Annotated in this window: 13 protein-coding genes; 8 read left to right on the forward strand and 5 right to left on the reverse strand. The window is 51.5% G+C overall.

The annotated features are described in order from the left end of the window. The first annotated feature begins 93 nt into the window (after positions 1-93). Together ADU23_RS15905 and ADU23_RS32170 are read left to right on the forward strand one after the other, a co-directional pair. On the forward strand, positions 94-1,134 hold the full coding sequence (locus ADU23_RS15905; RefSeq protein ID WP_053374624.1) for a DUF1835 domain-containing protein: 1,041 nt from the start codon (positions 94-96) through the stop codon (positions 1,132-1,134). After that, a complete protein-coding gene (locus ADU23_RS32170) occupies positions 1,131-2,789 on the forward strand; it encodes a DUF459 domain-containing protein (protein WP_082311113.1) in 1,659 nt (552 codons plus the stop codon). Before ADU23_RS15905 ends, ADU23_RS32170 begins: the two co-directional genes overlap by 4 nt. A 51-nt stretch (positions 2,790-2,840) precedes the next feature. On the opposite strand, the gene ADU23_RS15915 is transcribed toward ADU23_RS32170, so the two are convergent. Together ADU23_RS15915 and ADU23_RS15920 are read right to left on the reverse strand one after the other, a co-directional pair. Further along, positions 2,841-4,652 carry an MORN repeat-containing protein gene (locus ADU23_RS15915; RefSeq protein ID WP_053374625.1) on the reverse strand — a complete coding sequence of 604 codons (1,812 nt, stop codon included), beginning with the start codon at positions 4,650-4,652 and terminating at the stop codon, positions 2,841-2,843. Position 4,653: 1 nt separating this feature from the next. Continuing rightward, positions 4,654-5,040 (reverse strand): DUF4280 domain-containing protein, encoded by a 387-nt coding sequence (locus ADU23_RS15920; RefSeq protein ID WP_053377661.1) that lies wholly within the window; start codon positions 5,038-5,040, stop codon positions 4,654-4,656. A gap of 200 nt (positions 5,041-5,240) precedes the next feature. On the opposite strand from ADU23_RS15920, the gene ADU23_RS15925 reads away from it, so the two are divergent. The 6 genes from ADU23_RS15925 to ADU23_RS15950 all read left to right on the forward strand — a co-directional run bounded on the left by ADU23_RS15925 (position 5,241) and on the right by ADU23_RS15950 (position 18,890). Then, a complete protein-coding gene (locus ADU23_RS15925; RefSeq protein ID WP_231637612.1) occupies positions 5,241-7,997 on the forward strand; it encodes an adenylate/guanylate cyclase domain-containing protein in 2,757 nt (918 codons plus the stop codon). 28 nt (positions 7,998-8,025) lie between these two features. Next, complete coding sequence (locus tag ADU23_RS15930) at positions 8,026-8,523, forward strand: GNAT family N-acetyltransferase (protein WP_053374627.1); 498 nt, start codon at positions 8,026-8,028, stop codon at positions 8,521-8,523. Positions 8,524-8,535: 12 nt separating this feature from the next. Further along, entirely contained in the window at positions 8,536-11,562 is a 3,027-nt protein-coding gene (locus tag ADU23_RS15935; protein WP_197286071.1) for a cyclic nucleotide-binding domain-containing protein, read from the forward strand. 384 nt (positions 11,563-11,946) lie between these two features. Beyond that, positions 11,947-12,981 (forward strand): phenylalanine--tRNA ligase subunit alpha, encoded by a 1,035-nt coding sequence (pheS, locus tag ADU23_RS15940; RefSeq protein WP_053374629.1) that lies wholly within the window; start codon positions 11,947-11,949, stop codon positions 12,979-12,981. A gap of 24 nt (positions 12,982-13,005) precedes the next feature. Continuing rightward, on the forward strand, positions 13,006-15,447 hold the full coding sequence (gene pheT / locus ADU23_RS15945) for a phenylalanine--tRNA ligase subunit beta (protein ID WP_053374630.1): 2,442 nt from the start codon (positions 13,006-13,008) through the stop codon (positions 15,445-15,447). Positions 15,448-15,644: 197 nt separating this feature from the next. Continuing rightward, entirely contained in the window at positions 15,645-18,890 is a 3,246-nt protein-coding gene (locus ADU23_RS15950) for a hypothetical protein (protein ID WP_053374631.1), read from the forward strand. A gap of 176 nt (positions 18,891-19,066) precedes the next feature. Here ADU23_RS15950 and ADU23_RS15955 read toward each other — a convergent pair whose 3' ends face one another. From ADU23_RS15955 to ADU23_RS15965, 3 genes are all read right to left on the reverse strand, one after another. Beyond that, a complete protein-coding gene (locus ADU23_RS15955) occupies positions 19,067-19,747 on the reverse strand; it encodes an SDR family NAD(P)-dependent oxidoreductase (protein WP_053374632.1) in 681 nt (226 codons plus the stop codon). Positions 19,748-19,975: 228 nt separating this feature from the next. Then, positions 19,976-20,362 (reverse strand): cupredoxin domain-containing protein, encoded by a 387-nt coding sequence (locus tag ADU23_RS15960; protein WP_063846206.1) that lies wholly within the window; start codon positions 20,360-20,362, stop codon positions 19,976-19,978. Between the two features lie 241 nt (positions 20,363-20,603). After that, complete coding sequence (locus tag ADU23_RS15965) at positions 20,604-20,963, reverse strand: phage holin family protein (RefSeq protein ID WP_053374634.1); 360 nt, start codon at positions 20,961-20,963, stop codon at positions 20,604-20,606. Between the last annotated feature and the right edge of the window lie 240 nt (positions 20,964-21,203).

Consider the following 21,203-nt stretch of genomic DNA (forward strand, 5'->3'; position numbering starts at 1 on the left):
GCACGATGATCTTGCTGGACAGTTTTTTTGCTACCAAAAAGCGATAGAGCTATAATAGAGACAATTTTATTCCAATTATAAGGAGAGTTGATCGTGGAGGATGCTTTTGAGAGGCTTAGTGAACTTAGCGAGGGAGAGGTTAGAGTTCTGCTGAACGACCTGCTAAAGCTGACAACGGCATCCACAAAGCAGGGAGACGGGGAGCATAAGGCTCTTGCAGATTCCGTTAGGCACTTGTACAGCAAGCATGTGGAGCGGGCTGCTGAAGCCGAGCAGCGCAAGCGTACGGTACATATCATGTTCAGCCTGTCAGATGCCGGTTCCTTGAAGGTAACGCTCAGCAAGCTTGGGAAACGCATGGAAAACGAGGTGCTTGCGTTTAATGATTGCTTCTCAACCGGACCGATCAACGAGCTTGTGAAGGCGGAGGGGCAGCGGAGTCGTGAAAGCTGGCTTTCCGAGCGGTTTTCGGGTTATTTATTTAACCATCATATGAATCATGAGCATAAGATCGGGCGGATGATTGAGAGAATTGCCGCAATAGCAGGGCAAAAGTCAATCGTCATATGGTGCGGGGATAACGCTCATGAACAGGTCGGGCTGCGATTCGTTATGCATTTGCTGAAAGGCCGAGAGAATGAGATTCGAATGATGAATGGTTCACTTTTTTATCGGAATAGCCTGGCAGACGCGCAAGGCAGCAATCGTTACTACGCACTGGGGCTGCTGGAGCCGGAGCTTTTTTTGAAAATGGTAGAGTGCTTCGAGCAAGCGGAGCTGCTATCGGAATTCGATAGGCAGCGCTATGAAGCAGAGTGGCTGGAGCTTGCGCAGCAAAAGAGCAAGCTTCGCCTTTGGGAGAATGGGCAAATAAAGCATGCAGCTGAAAATGAGCTTGATAAACGGCTTATGGACGTGATTGGCAAGCTAACGGAAGATACGGACGACGGCTTCGTGAAGGCCGGAGCTGTTGTAGGGGAAATCTGGGGGAGTTGTACTCAGCTTATCGACTATCCATTTATTGAATACCGGCTGTGGACGTTAATTAGCGATGGTTATTTAGCCTTTCGAGGACTGCCAGGCGCCATGCATCAATATGCAGTCAAACTAAATTCAGGGAGGATACTAGCATGAAGCCGTTGTACGGAAAGGATTCCGCCATTCCTTATGAGAAAACAATCGTATTTCTTGGAGACAGCATAACGGATGAGGGGACGTTTATTGCCTTTATGGATGCTTATTTCCTGCAGCATCTGCCGGATCATCAGATCACTTTCGTTAATTTAGGAGTAAGCAGCGAGACGGCATCCGGACTTAGCGAACCGGACCATCCTTTTCCGCGCCCCTGCGTGCATGAGAGAATCGACAAGGCACTATCGGAGGTCAAGCCGGACTGGGTCGTTGTCTGCTATGGGATGAATGACGGCATTTATTATCCCTTCTCCGAAGATAGATTTGAAGCCTATCAGCAAGGGATTCTAAGCGCTGTTGGGAAGATTAAGCAAGCGGGAGCCAAAGTTATTCTAATGACGCCTCCTCCGTTTGATGCGGAATCGTTTGATGCCGGAAGCTTAATGCCACTCGGTCAATCTACATACAGCTATGCAGCGCCCTTTGCCCAGTATGAGGATGTGTTGAAGCGCTATGCAGACTGGATAATGTCTTTGGAAGGAATCGCAGATGCGCTTGTCCCGATTCATGATCAGATGCTTCATCTATGGGAGAAGAAGCGCGAGATGGACCCGCGCCATGTTACAGGGGATGGCATTCATCCGAATGCAGAAGGGCACTGGCTTATTGCAAGCAGCCTGCTCCGCGTGCTGTTTAATATTTCGCTTGAGCAAACGCCGGAATACGTGCTGGAGCCGGGCAGCTCGGATCTATTCACAGTCGTTCTAGAGCGGCATCGCTTGCTTAGCTCCGCTTGGAAGGAGCATATCGGCCATACGAATCCGGGTAAAGCCGATGCGCTTCCGATTGAGCTGGCTTTGCTGAAAGGCGCTGCTCTTGCAAGTAAGATACGAGAGCTTGCAGCACTGCCGGAAAATGAGGGTAGAATTAGAACCTCGTCTTGGAAGGGCTATGAGCGAGTCGATTTTATGCTGGATGGAAGAGAAGGGCTCATTGTTTTTCCAAAGCAGTTTGCTGCCGGGAAGCCGTGGATATGGCGCGCTGAGTTTTTTGATGCCTTCGCTTATGCCGATATGGCTTTGCTGGAGCAGGGCTGGGCTATCGCTTATTACAGGTTAAGCAATATGTATGGCTGTCCTGGTGCAGTGGAGCGAATGCGGACGTTTCAAAGCTATGTGACAAGCACCTTCGAGCTCACTCCAAAAACGGTTCTCTTTGGCTTTAGCCGCGGCGGACTATATGCTTTTAACTACGCTGTTAAATATCCGGAGCAAGTAAAGCTGCTGTATTTGGATGCCCCTGTCTTGGATATGCAAAGCTGGCCAGGCGGAAAAGGGGAAGGCCCTGGAGCGCAGGCAGAATGGGAGGAGTGCTTGTCCGTTTATGATAGGACAGAGGAGTCAATTGCCACTGCGGGCTGCTCTCCACTCGATAGAGTAGAAGAGCTTGCAACTGCAAACATTCCCGTGCTCATCGTTGCGGGGGATGTGGATATTCCACTGCCTATAGCGGAGAATGCGCTACCGTTCGAGCAGCAATATCGGCAGCTGGGCGGGACGATTAAGCTGATCGTGAAGCCGGGAGTCGGCCATCACCCGCATAGCTTGGAGCAGCCAGAGCCGATATTAGCTTTTATCAGGCAATATGCTCAGCAATAAGATGTTCTAAAAAAAAAGCAGGCAGAGGAAATTTCCTCTGCCTGCTTAATGTTATGGCTCAGGTACGATGTACGTCATTTCAAGTCTGACGGGCTTGTCTTTATTTAACAAAAAGGTAAGAAGCGTGTTGCCTGATTTGAACAAGACGGTCGACCGGCCGTTCTCCAGCTTCTCCTTCGTGGAAACCGCCTTCGCGGCTAACAGCCGCGCGTAAGTCTGTTCCATTACGGTGGAATTCCAAGTCGTTAGCTGGCGTACAAAGAAGGCTTCAGGATTGTCCTCGTCGACTTCAAGCTGAAAGGACATTTGCAGCGCGCTGAATGTCAGCGTCTGCGGCAAGATCGGCTCTGCGGTCAAGCTCTCATCAGAAGCGGAACCGTCAGAGCTGCTTGCTGCGCCAGAAGCTGTATCTTTGGTGCTCGGCACGGCAGTCTCGCTGCTTGCGGCTAATGTCTTAACTTCGACACTTGACGGTACAGGGGTTGATGTTGGTGCTGCAGACGCTTCTGCGCCGGCGGCAGATGTTGGCGTAGCTGATGGCTGCCCGGCTGCTTCTCCCGCTGCTGTCGCTGCTGGTGACGGATTAATGACGCCAGCCTCGGACTCGGCACCTGCATCAGGGGCAAGCTCCTCGGAGCCAGCCGTTTCGTCTACCGCGTCTTCCTCAGGCGCGATTACGGGCGCATCGGGAGCGCCTAATGTTTCTTGCAGCTTGACGAGTGAAAGATCCATGAAGCCTTCCGCAAATAAGCTGCCTCCGCGGAAAAAACCTTTATAGAGCGGCGCTCCGTCCATATCGAACAACGCGCCTACGCCTTCATATTTGGCATTTACAAATTTGCCGTCATATACGATGCCGCCTGCGGCGTTATAAGCTTGCCCGGTGCCGTTCTGCTGTCCTCCGGCAAACGAGCCCGTATAGACGACGGAGCCCATTTCATTAAACAAGCTGCCAATGCCATGATAGCTGCCTAGCAGGAAGGCTCCGTCGTATTTCACAAATCCGGATGGGAAATATTGTTTCCCGGGTCCTGAAAGCTTGCCGGCAAGGAAATTTCCTTCATAGAGGAGCACGCCGCTGCTGTCGAACTGCTTGCCTGCACCCTCGTAGACGCCGTTGTTGAACTGCCCTTCGTAAAGCAGCTTATCCGGTCCGCTGTATAGCTTGCCGTCGCCGCTGTAAACCCCCTTCACGTATGCGCCGGCATAAACGATGCTGCCGTCAGCGTTAAAGGATGTTCCGGCACCCTCATATGCGCCAGCTAGAAACTGTCCTTCATATTTGGGCTTGCCGTCTGGATAAAATAACGTTCCGGCACCTGCGTATTGATCGCCTGCAAACTCCCCGCGATAGAGAAGGACGCCTTCTTCGTCATACAGCTCGCCTGCCCCAGCCATCATTCCTTTGGCAAAGTCGCCTTGATAGCGCAGCTTGCCGTTTGGATAATAAAGCTTGCCGGCTCCCGTGTATTGTCCGTTTTCCAGTTGGCCCGAGAAGAGCAAGCTGCCGTCCGCATCCGTAATGGTTGCCGGTCCCGTAAAGCTGCTTGCTGCTGCAGCGGATGCTTCAAGCTGCGGCGTCCGTCCGAACCATTTGTTAATTAAGGCAGGCGGGCTAATAAAGCCAAAATAGACGATCACAAGCGTAATGATGACAATTAGCGCAATCAGCTTCTTCGCTATGAAGTAGCTTCCGATCTTCAAATAATTGTTAAGCGATCGGAGCGGCCCGAAAATAGCGGTGACGAGCCATTTGCGCAGCAGCGCGAAAAGTCGCTTCGGCAGCGTTTTGGCGCGCTTGATCGGAGCAATGATTTTGCGTTGAATCGGCTTTATGATGGGTTTGAGCAGTTGTTCGATCATGTCATGGCACCTGTATCGTCACTTGTCCTGGATTTACGAGCTGAATGACGCCCCCCCAGTTGCACATGCATTTTGAAGAATTGTTGAGAGCGGGCATGTTCGCCACCAGCACGGTTGGCGAGCCGGGTACCCATGGAGCGGCTGTAACGGGAATGCAGGGCTGAGGAGTCAGTACGCCTAAAGCGGCAGCCGTTGCGGCTGCGACCATGGGATTCGCCATCGAGTTGCATACGCCAAAGGGTAAAATATTAACCATCGGCTTGTTATCCATTATGTTTGCGATCGGCATAGCCGTCAAAACACGGTTGGCAGGAAGTACATTTAATGTACTTGGAGCTGCTCCGAAGGAGCATTGCATCGTGGCTCCGCCGCATACGAGTTGTCCCATAAATTTCCTTTCCGCGAGTGAGCACAAATCGGTCTGCTCCTCCTATTTTCTACTATATTCATAGTACTATAAGCCCTAAACGCCATCAACAAAAACCTACGGAAACAGCTAACATTCGAGCGATAGTTACAAGTAAACTAATGCCAAACAGCAAAACATGTAGTACTATGGAAATAGAAGAATTATGCAAAGTGAAAGCGATGGTGCGCATGCGAAAGTCCACAATGGGTATTGCTCTGCTGCTAATGATAGCGATCGGCCTCGGCTTCTGGCTTTATCCGAATTCAAATCACTTTCAGACCCCTCCTTATACGACAGAAAAACCACTCACCTATTTGTCGAAAACTTCCGCTGGCCCTGACGGGGACCTAATCGTTATTGGAGACTCTCGCCAAGAAATCGTGCGAATGAGCAGCGATGGCAAAATTAAAGAGCTTATCCGCCAAAATGCTGACGATGGCATCAGGCATGATTTTACCGATATCGCGGTTGCGGAGGACGGTACGATCTATGCGCTTGATACCGTCTTGGACAGCTATGGGCTCTATGTGCAAGAGGAACGGATCATAAGCTATACGCTGGGCGATACGCGCGGCAAAGACCTTTTTACGTTCAAGGGAAGCGGCACGAACAAGCGAGTAGGCCTCATCAAGGGTCTTCAGGTCGCAGGAAATGATGTTTATTTCTATATTAATGAAGATAACAAGGTACAGTTGAACCATTTGTCGGCAGCAGGCGGCAAGCCCGAGGTTACGCTGACGTTTGCTTTGCCGGAAGATCGTTATCTATCGGAAATTGTAGGCTACAAGCCGGACAATATCTATTATTCGACGAAGCGCGGCGCTATTTTTCGGGTGAAGGCTGACGGGGCGAGCGAGATTTCTTATCCGCTGGACGGTATGGACCGCACCCGCAAAAACTTCCCGGAAGGGCTGCTGCTTCAAGATAACGGAAGATTATATTTTGTAGATCGTTTAGTTAATGCGGTTACGAGCATGAATGCGGTAGATTCCAGCGATTTGGTTACGGAAATAGATGAAGCGACGCTGAGAAAAATCGCGCCGAACGCCGAGAGTCTGGATATTATGGACCTGACGATCGATAATGCGGGGCAGATGGATATCGTGCTGGATGATCGCATTGTCAGCATAGCCGCGGCTAAGGGCCAAACCAATATGCTGACAAAACTAACCTATGAGCGCAGCTCCATCGTAAAGGGCTGGCTGATTTGGCTGTCTGCTGCCGTGCTGGCGATTATTCTTTTGCTGCTGATGAGGCTATTTTACGTACATGTGCTCAATCGCAGAATTTCACTCTTTTTTAAACAAGTATTCGCCATTGTTCCTATATTGATCATTGCAATGGTCCTGTTGTCCAACTTCATCTATGACAGCTTCTCCAGCAGGATGGAGGATGAGATGCAAAGGCAGCTTTCGCTGCTTGCGCGCAATGGCCAAAATATGATTAACGGCGACCAGTTGAATCGACTCACCTCGCCTAACGATTATATGAACAAAGACTATCAAACGATCCGCAGCAAAATGAACTTCCTGTTCGAAAGCGAGGACGCTGCCAACCGCAAGGGCTTATACAGCACATTGTATAAATACGAGAACGGCGAAATCTTTATCATGATGGATGATGATGACGGCGTTAATATGTATAAGCCGTTTCCAGTCAATGATCAGAATCGGCTAGTCGTTGAGAATGGCGAAGTTCTGACCGACCGCTGGGAGGATGCGACAGGCAAGTGGCTGTATGCAATCGGACCTATCTATGACTCCTCGGGCAAAATTGTCGGCGTATATGAAACGGGCCGCGATTTGAACGTTCTCTATCAATCCAATCAAACGATTTACAAAAGCGTCATGCGGAATATTGGGCTTATAAGCTTGGTACTCCTTGTGCTGGTGCTGGCTGTTACCTATTACCTGCTGTCTTCCCTTCGCAAGCTTCGCAAAAGCGTCATGGAGATGGCAAACGGCAACTGGGATGTGAGAGTCAATATCCGCTCGCAGGATGAAGTGGGCGATTTGGGTGAGCAGTTTAACCGAATGGCGCTTCATATTCGCACTTATATTAAGGACATTACGTCGTTCAGCGAAGCCTCGCACCGTTTTGTACCGCAGCAAATTTTCAAATACTTAGGCAAAAAAGGCATTACGGACATCCATCTCGGCGACCAGGTTCAGCAAAATATGACGGTGATGGTCGCGAATATCCGCTCGTTCCACCAGCTTTCGAAGCAGCTTTCGCCGAAGCAAAATTTTGATTTCATGAATATGTTTCTTAAGCGCTTTAGCCCGTTTGTCCGCACGGAGGAAGGGCTGATCAGCAAATATTTAGGAGCGGGCTTCATGGCGCTGTTCCCTGCCCGGAATGAGGATGCGCTGCGCGCGGCAGTCGCCATACGCAGAGAGCTTGTATCCTATAATGAAAGCTTGAAGGCTTCCGGCTTCGCTGCCGTCGATCTTGGAATGGCGATCCATAAGGGACCGCTGATGCTGGGCATCGTGGGCGAGGAGCAGCGGATGGAGGGCAACGTCATTTCGGATGATGTGAACATTACCGCTACTCTCGAGCGCATGTCGGATACGATGGGTGCTTCTATACTGGTTACCCGTACTTTTTTTGAGCAGCTTCGCTCTCCCGAGAAGTACCGCTTCCGTCAGCTTGGACGCGTCCGGATTGACGGCAAGGATGATCCGATTGAGCTAATCGACGTTTACGAGGGCGATTCGGATTCGGAGCGCGGCTTGAAGGATCGTACGAGGCTGATGTTCGAGAAGGGCATTATGCTGTGCCAAGAGGGGCGTTTCTTCGATGCGCGGGAAACGTTTATCGAGGTCATAAAAATCAATCGCTTCGACAAAGCGGCTAAGCTTTATTTCTACCTTTGCGATGAATATTACCAGAAGGGTTCGACAGAGGGCTGGAACGGAACGCTGGCCGTATAACAATAGGAGCAAGGTGGAGGCGGGACGAATGCTAGTGGGACAGTATCGGATTGAACGCATTTCTACAACCGAAGAAGCAGGGAGAATCGTCGATTTTTTGCTATCGGACCATTCCTTTGACGATACGCGCTACACGCCGGGGGAGCTGGTTCATTTTCGCGAGCTCCCCTACCGTGCTCTGAAAGAGGAAGTTTTCTTCTGGTATGCCGAGGATGAGCTTGGCAACATCATTGGCATCAACTGCATTGCGGAAAATGAGCAGAAGACCGGCGGCTTCAGCTGGGATTATCTCGTTGTGCACCATCAATATCGCAAGGTAGGCTTGGCAGCGATGCTTATTGAGCAAATGTATGCTTTTTTAAAGACGATGAACGCTAGATATCTAGTAACCTATACGTGCGACTTGCCGGAGTATGACCGCATTCGACAACTGTTTGAGCGAAGCGGCTTTACGCTGGTTGGCAGATGCCCAGATTATTATTACGAAGGGGAAGACCGGTTAATCTATCATCGAAAGCTGGTTTAAAGCGAAATGAATATGGACAGATTTTTGCGTGCAATCGGTGCCCGTCCAGAGGATCAGCGAAAGCTGCTTATGATGGCGCCCGTTTTTTTTATTTGCGGAATATCCGAGATGCTAAATTATAACGGCTTCATGACGTTGTTCAATCAACGCTTCGGAAGCGAGTACCTCCCTTACGTTTACGCGGCGGAGGCTTTTATTTTGCCGTTAGAAGCTTGGCTTTTGTCCTGGCTGGCTGCCAGACTTCCCAAGCCAAAGCTGATGCGAGTGTTATATGGCATCTTGCTCGGCATTGTTGTCGTTAACGGCTTGGTGCTGCTGGTGCTGCAAAGCTTTGGGCTTGAGCTGAGATGGTATTATCCGGTTTTGTTCATTGCATCAAGCTTTGTCGTCAGGCAGCAGACGATTCTGCTGTGGAGCCTAGCGGTTGATCTATGCTCAACGCAGCAGGCGAAGCGACTGATGCCCGTGTTTGTTGGCTCGGCAACGCTTGGCGGTGTAGCGGCAGGTTTGCTTGCGCAGCTTATCAGCCTTGCTTTTGGGCCTGAGGTTGTATATGCGGCTGGCGGTTTGCTGCTTCTGGCGGCGCTGCCCAATTACCGTAAAGTCATTTCCCGTTATTTGGTTCCGTTATCGATCAAGCTCGAAGCAAATGCGCAGGAAGAGGAGCAGGTTTCGACGGCTGCGGTGTTTAAGCATGCGCTGCGATCGCCCTTTCTGTTAACGGTCATCTTATTGATGACGCTTATGCCAGCGCTTTATTTTCTGATGGAATATCAATTTTTGAACGTGACCAAAATCTCATTCCCGAGCGAGCAAGCATTCAGCCGTTTTTTTGGGATGATTACGATGGTGCTGTTCGTGCTCGCGTTTTTGCTGCAGACCGTATCGGGTAAGCTGATGGCGCGCCTTGGCGCAAGCCAAATGCTCACGGCGATATCGGGCGTATATGTCATTTCGTTTGCCGGCGCGTTGATTTTTGTAGGCGGCTCGGCTGCGCTTCCGATCATTTCGGCCGGTTACATGCTGCTGTATTTGCTGCTTTATTATTCAGCGGAGCCTTCTTACCAGCTATTTTTCAAAACGCTTCCGCTTGCCCAGCGGGACAGCTACCGGTATGCGGCGCAGGGCATTGCGGCATCCGCGGGCATTTTGATCGGCGCTGGCTTGCAGTTTTTGCATTCAGGCTTTGGCCTATCTTGGACGCTGCTATCTTTCGTTGGACTAGCCGGAGCGGCGCTGCTGTTTGTGCTCGCTTGGTTTGGCAGAAGGTTTTATATGCGCGAGCTCGTTAACAGCGTACAGACGCTTGGGGAAAATGATCTGGCGGAGCAGTTCGATGAATTCAGCCGCAATGATGCAGCCATCGATGAGGTGCGGAGAATGCTGAAGCTTCCGCAGGACTCAGCCAAAGAAATTGCTTTGCAAATTTTAGGCAGGCTGCAAAATCCGAATGACGTGACGGAATTGCTAGCGCTTATTGATGATCCTAATCCTCGCATTCGTGTGGCAGCCGTTCGCGCGATGAACCTAGAGAGTGCGGATTTGCATGCAATGGTTAAAGTAGCCGCTTTTCTGGAGGACCCAGATGACGAGATGCGCGCCGAGGGCGTAAGGCAAATCGGCAGGATGAAGCATATGGAGCACCAAGCGTTCTTTTTCCTGCGGCAAAAGCTGCTCGATCGGCATCCAAGCGTCGTAGCCGAGGCGGTTAAAGCGATGTACTCCTTCAATAACGCGCCAAGCTATGAAGCGTGCGCGGAGGTGATCGACCGTATTCTGGACGAGGGCGGCGAATCGTCGGTCTATATATGCCGGGTAGTCGCAGAGCTAAAGCTCCATGCTTTCGTTCCGAAGATCGAGAGGCTTGTCGATGAAGCGCATCCCGCGGCAAGGGTAGCAGCTATTTCTTGTTTAGGGACGCTGCAAGTAACGTCGATTATTCCGAAGCTGCTGGAGCGCCTTCCGATGATGGATCAGGAGATGTTCCGCACGACGACGGAGAGCTTTATTCAAATGGGCAGCAGCGCGGTGAAGCCGCTGCTTGACTGCTTGCCGGATGCGCCGCCGAAGCGCTGGACATCAGCGGTCTCAGCATTATCTGCCCTGCTGCCAGATGAGCAGGTGCGGACGGGCCTGACGGATGAGGCGCTTAAGCGGCTCAGCGAGCTTGAGGCGGCTTCCGGTTATTCGTTATCGCTCAAGCAGCTAGGCAAGGCAGAGCTTTCGCATCTTGCGCTTATGCGCTGGCGGGAGGTTCGTTCCTTTATTTTTGCAGGCGTATGGGCGATATTAAGCAAGCTGGCCGATGAGCAGGTTGTGGATGCAATTAAACATGCGGCTGCCGATGAGGACGAAGAGATTCGCAGCAACGCATGGGAAGTGCTCGCCGAGGGAATGGGCGAGCGGCGGTTATCGCAGTTTCTGCTCACCGTACTGGAACGAGGCGAAGAAGGCAAGCCCGTTCAGTCGGACGAAGAAGCGCGTTCCATTTTGGAGGCGGCCGTAAAGGGAAGCGATGATTGGTGGCGGGAGATTGCCGCAGCCGCATTAGTAGAGGAGGGGGAGCATATGGCAAGCGACGAGCAGATGATGAGCAGACTAAATAAGGTCGTTTTTCTAAGACAGGTTCCCTACTTTACCGATTTGTCGCTGGAGGAGCTTGGATTGATCGCGAGCATTGCGGAGGAGCATACATGCCTGGATGGGGAGAACCTGCTGGAGCGGGGAGAGCCCAATCCAGCGATGTACGTCATTGTTGACGGCAATATCGAGCTGACGAGCATCTCTGCCGCAGGCTGGGAAGGCACGATTGGCGTGCTTGGAACGGGCGATGTGTGCGGCGTAACTTCAGCGCTCGACAGCACGCCGTCTACCGTAACGGCGCAGTCCTTGCTCGGAGATGTACGGGTTTTGAAGCTGGTAGGCGATAACGTCTCCAGACTGATCCGCTTGTATCCCGAGATCGGGATCGGTCTGCTGCGGGCTTCGTTCGCACGCATCCGGCTGTTGGAAGAGATGATGATGCGGATTGATTCGTAATAAAAGCAGGTTTTGCTGTTGCATCGCATCTGTTGATTGCATATAATATAGATTAATGTTTCATATCCGAAGTAAAGCGATGATGGAGACAAGTAAGCAGTGCTTTCGCACAGGGAGAAGACGCCGTAGATTGAGAGCGTCTTTGTGAAATTAGGCTGCCGAACATTCACTCCGGAGCAGACACCTGAAACGCCGCCGCGGCATGCCGCATGGCGCGAGTAGGGGAAGTCCGGTTCCCGCCGTTATGGGGCTAAGGGATTGCAATCCGCTACGGCTGGAGCGTAATCCGAATTAGGGTGGTACCACGGTTCTTTCGTCCCTTTAGGGAGAGAGGGCCTTTTTTTGTGTCATGATTTAGGGATGATGATATGGAGGCGAAGAAGAATGAAGGAAAGATTGGAAGGACTGCGCGGCGAAGCGCTGCAAGAGCTGCAGCATGTAGAAACCCCACAGCAGTTAAATGATTTGCGCGTCAAATATCTTGGCAAAAAAGGTGCTTTGACTGAAATTTTGCGTGGAATGGGCGGTTTGAGCGCTGAAGAGCGTCCGGTAATCGGCCAGGTCGCGAATGACGTGCGAGCAGCGATTGAAACGGTTATTGACGAGAAGCAGGAGGCATTCCAGCAAGCGGAAACGAATAACCGTCTTTTGGCGGAGACGCTTGACGTTACGCTTCCAGGCAAGCAGCTTCCGACGGGCTCCGTGCATCCTTTGAACAAGGTTGCTCAAGAGATTGAGGACGTGTTTATCGGTCTAGGCTACACGATCGCCGAAGGTCCAGAGGTGGAAACGGATTATTATAACTTCGAAGCGCTTAATCTGCCCAAAAACCATCCAGCGCGCGACATGCAGGATTCATTCTACGTAACGGATGATATTCTCATGCGCACGCATACATCGCCGGTGCAAGTTCGGACGATGAAGGCGATGAACGGTCAAACGCCGGTTAAAGTAATTTGTCCAGGCAAGGTATACCGCCGCGATGATGACGATGCAACGCATTCGTTCCAGTTCAATCAGATCGAAGGCCTTGTCATCGGCAAAAACATTCGAATGAGCGATTTGAAAGGCACGCTGCTGCAATTCGTGCAGCAAATGTTCGGCGCGCAAGCGCAAATCAGGCTTCGCCCAAGCTTCTTTCCTTTCACGGAGCCAAGCGCAGAGGTTGACGTAACCTGCGTGCAATGCGGCGGCAATGGCTGCCGGATGTGCAAGCACACGGGCTGGCTTGAAATTCTTGGCTGCGGCATGATTCATCCGCGCGTTCTCGAAATGGGCGGCTATGATCCGGAAGAGGTAAGCGGCTTCGCCTTCGGTATGGGCGTTGAGCGTATCGCGTTGTTGAAATACGGCATTGACGATATTCGTCATTTCTATACGAACGATCTGCGTTTCTTAAGCCAATTCGCAAGAATGTAGCAATGAGAGAAGGGAAGAAGAGAGATGAATGTATCCTATAAATGGTTAAATGAATATATCGACCTGTCCGGATTCAGCGGAGAAGAGCTTGCTGAGAAAATGACGCGCGGCGGCATTGAAATCGACGTTGTCGAATCTCGCAACAAGGGCGTAACCGGCGTCGTAGTCGGTTATGTGAAGTCGAAGGAAAAACATCCGGATGCGGATAAGCTGAACGTTTGCAAGGTGGACGTTGGTACGGGCGAAGAGCTTCAAATCGTATGCGGCGCGAAAAATGTCGATGCAGGCCAGCTTGTTCCGGTTGCTGTTATTGGCGCTGTGCTGCCCGGCGATTTCAAAATAAAACGCGCGAAGCTGCGCGGCGTTGAATCCCAAGGGATGATCTGCTCGGCGAAGGAGCTTGGCCTTAACGATAAGCTTCTTCCGAAGGAGCAGCAGGAGGGCATTCTGGTCCTTCCGGCAGCAACGAAGATTGGAGCGTCAATCGGCGATGTGCTGGCTATTGACGACGAAGTGCTTGAGCTCGATCTGACGCCGAACCGCTCGGATTGCCTGAGCATGCTGGGCGTAGCCTATGAAATCGGGGCTTTGACTGGCCGCGAGGTGCGTTTGCCAAGCGCAGTCATTAATCACACAACTGAGCGCGCAGACAGCCTTGTGTCGGTCAGCATCAGTGCGCCGGAGCAATGCTCGCATTACTCGGCACGCTATATTAAAGGCGTAAAAATCGGCGTCTCCCCATTGTGGCTGCAAAACCGGCTGATCGCTGCCGGCGTTCGTCCGATCAACAATGTCGTTGACGTTACAAACTTTGTTATGCTCGAATATGGACAGCCGCTGCATGCCTTTGATGCAGACCGCCTTCCGGGCGGACGCATTGATGTGCGCCTAGCGAAAGCAGGCGAAACGCTTGTAACCTTGGATGACCAAGAGCGCAAGCTTGAGCCGCATATGCTTGTCATTACGGATGGCAAGGAGCCGATCGCGCTTGCGGGCGTAATGGGCGGAGCAAGCACGGAGGTATCGGGCGAGACGGTTAACATTTTGCTCGAATCGGCTAAATTTGATGGCGGCACGGTAAGAAAAACGTCTCGTCAGCTTGGACTTCGTTCGGAATCAAGCATCCGCTTTGAGAAAGAAGTTGATCCGGCGAGAGTCATTCCTGCGCTTGACCGCGCTGCATCCCTTATCGCTGAGCTTGCAGAAGGCTTAGTTGCGGAAGGTATCGTAGAAGTAACGGCGGGAGAAGCGAAGCCAGCCAAAGTGGCGGTTTCCTTGGACAAAATTAACGGCTACCTCGGTACGGAGCTTTCGAGACTAGAGGTTCAAACGATTTTTGGCCGATTGCATTTTGAATATGAGCTGTCTGAAAGCAATGTGTTTTCGGTAAATGTACCGACTCGTCGCGGCGACATTACGCGCGCGGTTGATTTGATAGAGGAAGTCGCTCGCCTTCACGGCTACGATGAAATTCCGACAACGCTCATTCATGGCGATGTTGTGCCGGGCTCCTTGACGAAGCCGCAAGCGATTCGCCGCGAGCTGCGCAAGCGCCTTTCGGATGCGGGCCTTCACGAGGTGGTTAGCTACTCCTTCACAGGGCCTGAGCGCACGAAGCTATTCCCGGCGCTAGCTGAGCAAACGGTTCCGGTTCGCCTTGCGATGCCGATGAGCGAAGACCGCAGCGTACTGCGCACGACGCTTGTCGCTCAGCTTCTGGAAACAGCGGCCTATAACCGCAACCGTAAAAATGAATCTGCATCACTATTTGAAATCGGCAGCGTATTCCATACCGATGAAGAGCAGCTGACGCGCTTGCCGCATGAGAAGCATCGTTTTGCAGCACTCCTTACGGGCAACCGCTCGGAGGCGCAGTGGAACATGAAGGCAGCTCAAGTGGATTTCTACGATGCGAAGGGGATTTTGGAGACGATATTTGCGGTGCTTGGCTTAACGGCAAGCGTTACGTATGAAGCGGCTCAACCTGAGCATTTCCATCCGGGCAGAACTGCTGCCGTTCGCCTTCACACGCCGAAGGGCGATGAAGTGATCGGCTATGTCGGACAACTGCATCCCGCGCTTCAAATTGAATCGGATCTAGCTGACACTTATGTGCTTGAGATCGGTCTTGATTTGATCTATGAGCTGGCTGATTCGGAGATCGAATACAAGGTGCTTCCTCGTTATCCGGCTATGCAGCGTGACATCGCGGTAGTCGTTGACCAAGAGGTTGCGGCTGCTAAGCTAACGGGCGTAGCGTGGGAGATTGCAGGAGAATTGCTCGAATCTGTCCGCGTCTTCGACGTATATACCGGAGAGAAGCTTGGAGCAGGCAAAAAGAGCGTTGCGCTGTCGCTAGTTTACCGTCACGGCGAGCGTACATTGACTGATGAAGAGGTAACGGAGCTGCATGGGAAGGTTGTATTACAATTAGAACAATCTTTTGCAGCGGAATTGCGTAAGTAGGCAGGAAACCTTCAAAGCCGCATCGAAATAGTTCCTAGTGAGCTATTGATGCGGCTTTTTTCCTTGTAATACAAGGCATAATTGTTATTTCTTCGATGATTATGCTTGTATTTCAACGTGAAACGAACTTTTGAAGCCAAAGGCTGCGGTCAGCCGTTTACGCTTGCTCTACTTGGACAATAGGAGGATTCGCCTTAATGGATGCTGAACAAACAGTAGTTACGGTTGATATATATGGAGTTCAATATAAATTAAAAGGTCATTCCAATGTGGAATATATGAAAAGGGTTGCAGCAGCAATCGACGAAAGCATGAAAAAGCTGGCAAAAGGTTATCCGAGACTCGACATGCCGAAGCTCGCGGTGCTCTCAGCCGTGCAAATTACGGAGGAAGTTTTCCGTCTGCGGCGTGATAATACGAGGCTTCTGGAGGAGGAAGCAAAGCTTAACCTCATGATTCAGGAGCTTGAGAAAATAAGCGAGCAGGCAGTTTCGCTGAAGGCTGAGCTTGCCGAAACGAAACGAATGGCGAGCGAGCAGCTGCAGAAGGCGAAGGAGGCTGCGGAGGCGGAGCTAGCCGAAATGCTTGCGCTCGCGGAAGAGCAGTCATCGGCCCAGAAAGCGGCAGCGGCGGAGGCAATCAGGCTGCAGGAGGAAACGATTCTTCGGCTTACGCAAGAGAACGTGGAGCGGATCGCGGCGCTTCGAACGAAGAAAGACGAACAGCTAGCGAAGGTTCAATCGGAGAAGCAGGCTGAACTGGATGAGCTTGCGCGGCTTAAGGAAACCGAGCTTGCCGAGCTTGCGCGCGTGAAGGAAGAAGAGCTGACTGAGCTTCGAAACAGAACGGATGCAGAGCTGTCGGATCTGCATAGTCTAATGGAATCGGAACAGCTCGAATTAAGCCGTGCAAAAGAAGCGGAGCTCATGGAGCTGGCACGGGTTAAGGAAGCCGAATTGACTGAGCTGAAAACCCGGTTGGAAGCGGAGCTATCAGAGCTGCAGCAGGCCAAAGAAAATCAGCTGATGGAGCTTGAGCTGGATAAGGAGTTACAGCTAGCCGAGCTTGAAAGAGTGAGAGCGGAAGAGCTGGAGTCGCTAAGAAGCGAGAAGGATAATCAGCTATCCACGTTGCAATCCGAGCACGAAGCGCTTTTGGCAGCCGAGGCGGCAGAGAAAGAGACGCAAATGACCAAGCTTGAAGAAAGCTGGCAGAGCAAATGGGATGAGCGCGAGCTGAGCTGGCTGGCACATGCAGAGTCTTCACAGATTGCGCTTGCCCGGCAGAGCGAGGAGCGCGAGCAGGCATGGAAGGCGGAAGCCGCTCAGGCGGAGCAAGCGTTCCGCGCTGACCTTGAGCGACGCAGAAACGGCTGGCTGGAGGAGCGGAGCAGGCTGCAAGCTCAGATAGCCGAGCTTCAGCAAGGCTGGAACGCAGATAAGGAAGCGCTGGAGCAGCGCCTAACGGCAGCGGATGATCAGCTCGTTCAGGCGATGGAACAGGAAGAGACGTTCCGGACGTCTTTTGCGCAGCTGGAGAGGGATGTTCAAGAGCGGGAGAGCGAGCTGCTGCTTGCCCAAAGCGAGTTGAATGAGACTCGAACCCAAATTGAGGAGCTGCAAAAGCACAATAGCCAAGCAAACGCGCAGGTGCAAGAGCTGGAGCAGAAGCTAGCCCATGAACGGAGCCACGTCTCTGCAGCGGATAAGCGTGCTACGGAGCTGCAGCAGCGCTTGAAAGATGCGCAAGAGCTGGAGCAGAAGCAGGAGGAGGCGCAACTCCAGCTTGAGGAGCAGCTGCTTAAGCTGCAGCTCGAGCAGGAAGAGAAAGAGCTGATTCATCTAGCTCATATCGAAGAACAACAGCATATACTGCGCGCCGAGCTAGAGAAGCAGCGAGATTTGTTGAATGAAGAGCACGAGCAGCAGTTGCAGTCGCTGGAGGAAGAGAAGCGTGAGCTCGTGAGCTCGCTTCAACTGGAGCAGGAAGCGCAGCTTCGAGTGGTAGAAGCGGAAAACGACGAGCTGTTCAAACAACTGTCCGCAGAAAGCAATGAGCGCTATGAGCGCCTAACAGCCGAACGTGATGCAAGGGAAAAGGAGCTTGCCGCGAAGCACGAGGAGCAGCTTCAGAAGCTGGTTCATCAAAATGAAGAGCAACTGCTTGAGCAGGCTGTTCAATACGAAGAGCAAAACAAGCAGCTTAAGCATGAATTTGATGAAAAATCCAAGCAGCTTGCTCATGAATACGAGGAGCGGGTTAACCAGCAAATTGCTGAACGTGAAGCAAATGATAGAAAGCTCGTTGATCAATACGAAGAGCAGCTGCTGGCGCAAGCCGTTTCGCATGAGGAGCAAAACAACAAGCTTACTCGTGAATTAGAGGAACGGGCAAGGCAGCAGGCAGAGGAGCATGACGAGCGTTATAAACAACTGGCTCGTGAGTATGATGAGCTAGTAAGAAAACAGGCGGCCGAGCTGGAAGCGCAGTCCAAGAAGCTTGCCGGTCAGTATGAGGAACAGCTGCTTGAGCAGGCGATTCAATATGAGAATCAAAATAAACAGCTGGCTAGCGAATTTGAAGAGCAAGCGAAAGTGATTGCCGCTAAGGAAGCTGCTCGCTCTGAACAACTGGTTGACGAGTATGAGGAGCGTTACAATGAGCTTGCCGCGAAGCAGGAGGAAGAGCTTAAGCAGCTGGCGGACGAGCGCGAGGAGCGCTTGCAGCAATTGACTGCACAATACGATGAACAGCAAAAGCAGCTCACGGCCAATCAAGAGGAGCTGCTGCTTCAACAGCAGCATGATTATGAGACGACGATTCAGAAGCTGCAGGCGCAGCTTGATCGAATCGAGCAGATAGCAGCTTCTGCTGCCGACGGCGAGCAAGCCTACAAGGCCGAGCTTGAGAAGCTGGAAGCGCGGGAGCAGGAGCTGACCGAGCAGCTTGAGTTTACGGCAGCACGCGAGCGTATCGCTTCGCAGCAGCTCGAGGCAGCGGCAGCGCGCGAACGCGAGCTAAGCGAGCGCCTGCAAGCGCAGCAGCAATATGCGGAGCAGATAGCCGCTGAGGCGAAGCAGCTGGAGCTAGAGAAGCAATCGCGCGAAGCGGACGAAGAGGCGCTCCTTGAACAGCTAGAGAGAGCAAGGCGGGAAGCCGCTTCAGCTTCTGAGCTGAAGGAAGAGCTTAGCGGGCACACTTCGAAGCTTGCGAAAGAGCGCGACGAGGCTGCGCGTAAAGCAGAGAAGCTGGCCTATGAGCGCGATGAGGCAGCGAGCGCTTTGGAGTCGTTGTCGTATGAGCGCGATGAAGCAACGCGTTCCGCGGAGAAGCTTGCCGAGGATCACGCGGATTTGCTTGAGCAGCATCATAAGCTGAAAAACGAATACTCGAAGCTGCAAACCGAATATAACGAGTGGATTGAGCTTATCGAGCACAGCTAACTTCTGATTTACAGCAAAGGTGATGTACAAAAAGCGGTACCGCTTCTCGTATAAAAAGGTTGGACGGCCGCTCTCATTTGCTCAAAACACAATCGGACTAAACAAGCAGCCATATACCACGCTAAAAAAAGCGTTACAGGAACAAACCCCTGTAACGCTTTTTTTCATATATCAGATTAACCATAAGAGACAATCGTACCGGTAGGACCGAGGGCGGATAAGCTGGCTAGCCGTATCAGATCAGGGGTCACGATGGCGGGATCTTTGCCTGTTGCATGCATTTCGGTTCGAAGAGTACCTGGATTGTATAGGTTAACGAGAATGCCGTGCTCATGCTCTTCATCTGCGAGCGTGCGCGTTAATGATTCAAGTCCGGCTTTAGCTGCGCTGTATGCTGCGTAACCGCCTGCTCCGTTCCAAGAAAGACCGGAGGTTATATTGATAATTCGTCCGTACTTTGCTTTGCGCATAACCGGCAGTGCAGCCTTTGTCAGCAGAAACGGTCCCGTTAAGTTGATAGCGATTTGATTTTGCCACTCGTCAGACGATAATTCATGTACAGTTCCTTGCTCAAGTACGGCTGCATTGTTCAAAATAATATCGATATGGCCAAAATGCGCGGTTGCAGCAGAGACCGCTTCCTGTACCTGCTGATCGTCAGATACGTCCGTTTGCAGCACGAGGGCGGTTTTGCCCGTCTTCTCTTGCACGACCACTGCCGTTTCTTCAAGCTTCGCCAGACGTCTTCCCAGCAGGACGACTTCCGCGCCTTCGGCAGCAAAAGAAATGGCTGCTGCGCGGCCCAATCCTGTTCCAGCACCACTAATAATGGCGACCCGATTTTGCAGTGCTCCCATCACCATTCCTCCATTCGCAGTTTGTATTGTGAATATCTTATCAGAGGCTGGGCGGCAGTGGAAGAGGCTGAGCGATTAGAGTTTTTTTGTTAATCCCAAAGTAATGATTATATAAGCGAATGGAAAAAAAGACAGAGCTGCTTATAAAAATAGACCGGAAAAACAAAAAAAAGCTGCTCCGAAGGTTTGTGTAAACCAACGGAGCAGCCTTTATTTTGCAACTATTATTTACTCAACGACTAACGTCGTTTTCATTTCTCTGTGGCCTGCGCCGCAAGGAATATTGCACACCATTTCATAAGTACCCGGCTCGCTGATGTTTACTGCAACGCTTTTGCCTGTTTTAATCTCATAGTCGGTTTTTTTGATAAGCGCGCTGTGCATGCCGTCTATGGAATCCAGCTTAAGATTAACGGTTTCGCCAGCTTTGATTTTATATTCCTTCTGGTCGAACTTCCAGTTAGATGCTGTTATTACAAGGTCGGACGATGCTGCGCCGCTGTCTGCGACAGTGGTGTTTGCTTCCTTATTCTCTTCTTTGGTGTTGCTCGCGCCGCATGCGGCGATAACGAATACAAGACACATTGCGCTTGCAAATAGCAGCCATTTTTTCATTTGTATAGCTTCCCCTTTCGATTGTCCAGCTTTTTCATTTCGGTTTGCTTTATCCATTGTACTCCAACTTGGCATTGAATGCAGTGACAGTGATATGACAAACTCATGAAGAACGTGTGAAAAGTCAATATATAGATCCGCTATCAAAATGGAATGCCGTATAAGCGCACAAGCCCTTGACCGCCGTTGCATGGCAATCAAAGGCTTGTGCGTTTGTACGGCCGGATTTAGAGGTTTTCAGCTAGTCGTGGCTTCGTCTGCCAGCTTCATATGGCGTGCTGACTGGGATGAACAGATCGATAATCCCAATTACGAGCGCGGCCAGTATGGCGCCGAGCAGCGTTACGGATACGCCTCCGACGATAAATTGAGCGATCCAGATGACGGCTGCGCTGGCGATAAAGCCGACGATACCGCGTCCGAAAGGTGTAACTCTTTTGCCAAAGATGCCTTCAATGATCCAGCCGAGCGCAGCGATGACAAGAGCGAGGAAGAATGCGCTCCAAAACCCGCCAACGCTAAACTGAGGAACGATGAACCCGACAAGCATAAGCACTAGCGCGGCTACAATAAACCGAACAACATGGCCCAAAAATGTCATTGAGATACCCTCCTAAAGTTTTGCGAATTGAAACTGCAGTGCATGCAATTTCTTTTCTTTTTTGCGGCTAGAGGCCGCATTAAACCAAATCAGAAGCACTTACCTCGGTGGTACAATGCAAAAGTTACGTCGAAAAACAGCTCTTTCGTTTATATTGTGACCAATTGAGCATCATTTATGTATGAAACCACGGTTCAGCCCGTGCACGAAAGTCCCGGTTCGGCTATAATAGGAAGGCGA

The sequence above is a fragment of the Paenibacillus sp. FJAT-27812 genome (genome assembly GCF_001273905.1).
In the GTDB taxonomy this organism is placed as follows: domain Bacteria; phylum Bacillota; class Bacilli; order Paenibacillales; family Paenibacillaceae; genus Pristimantibacillus.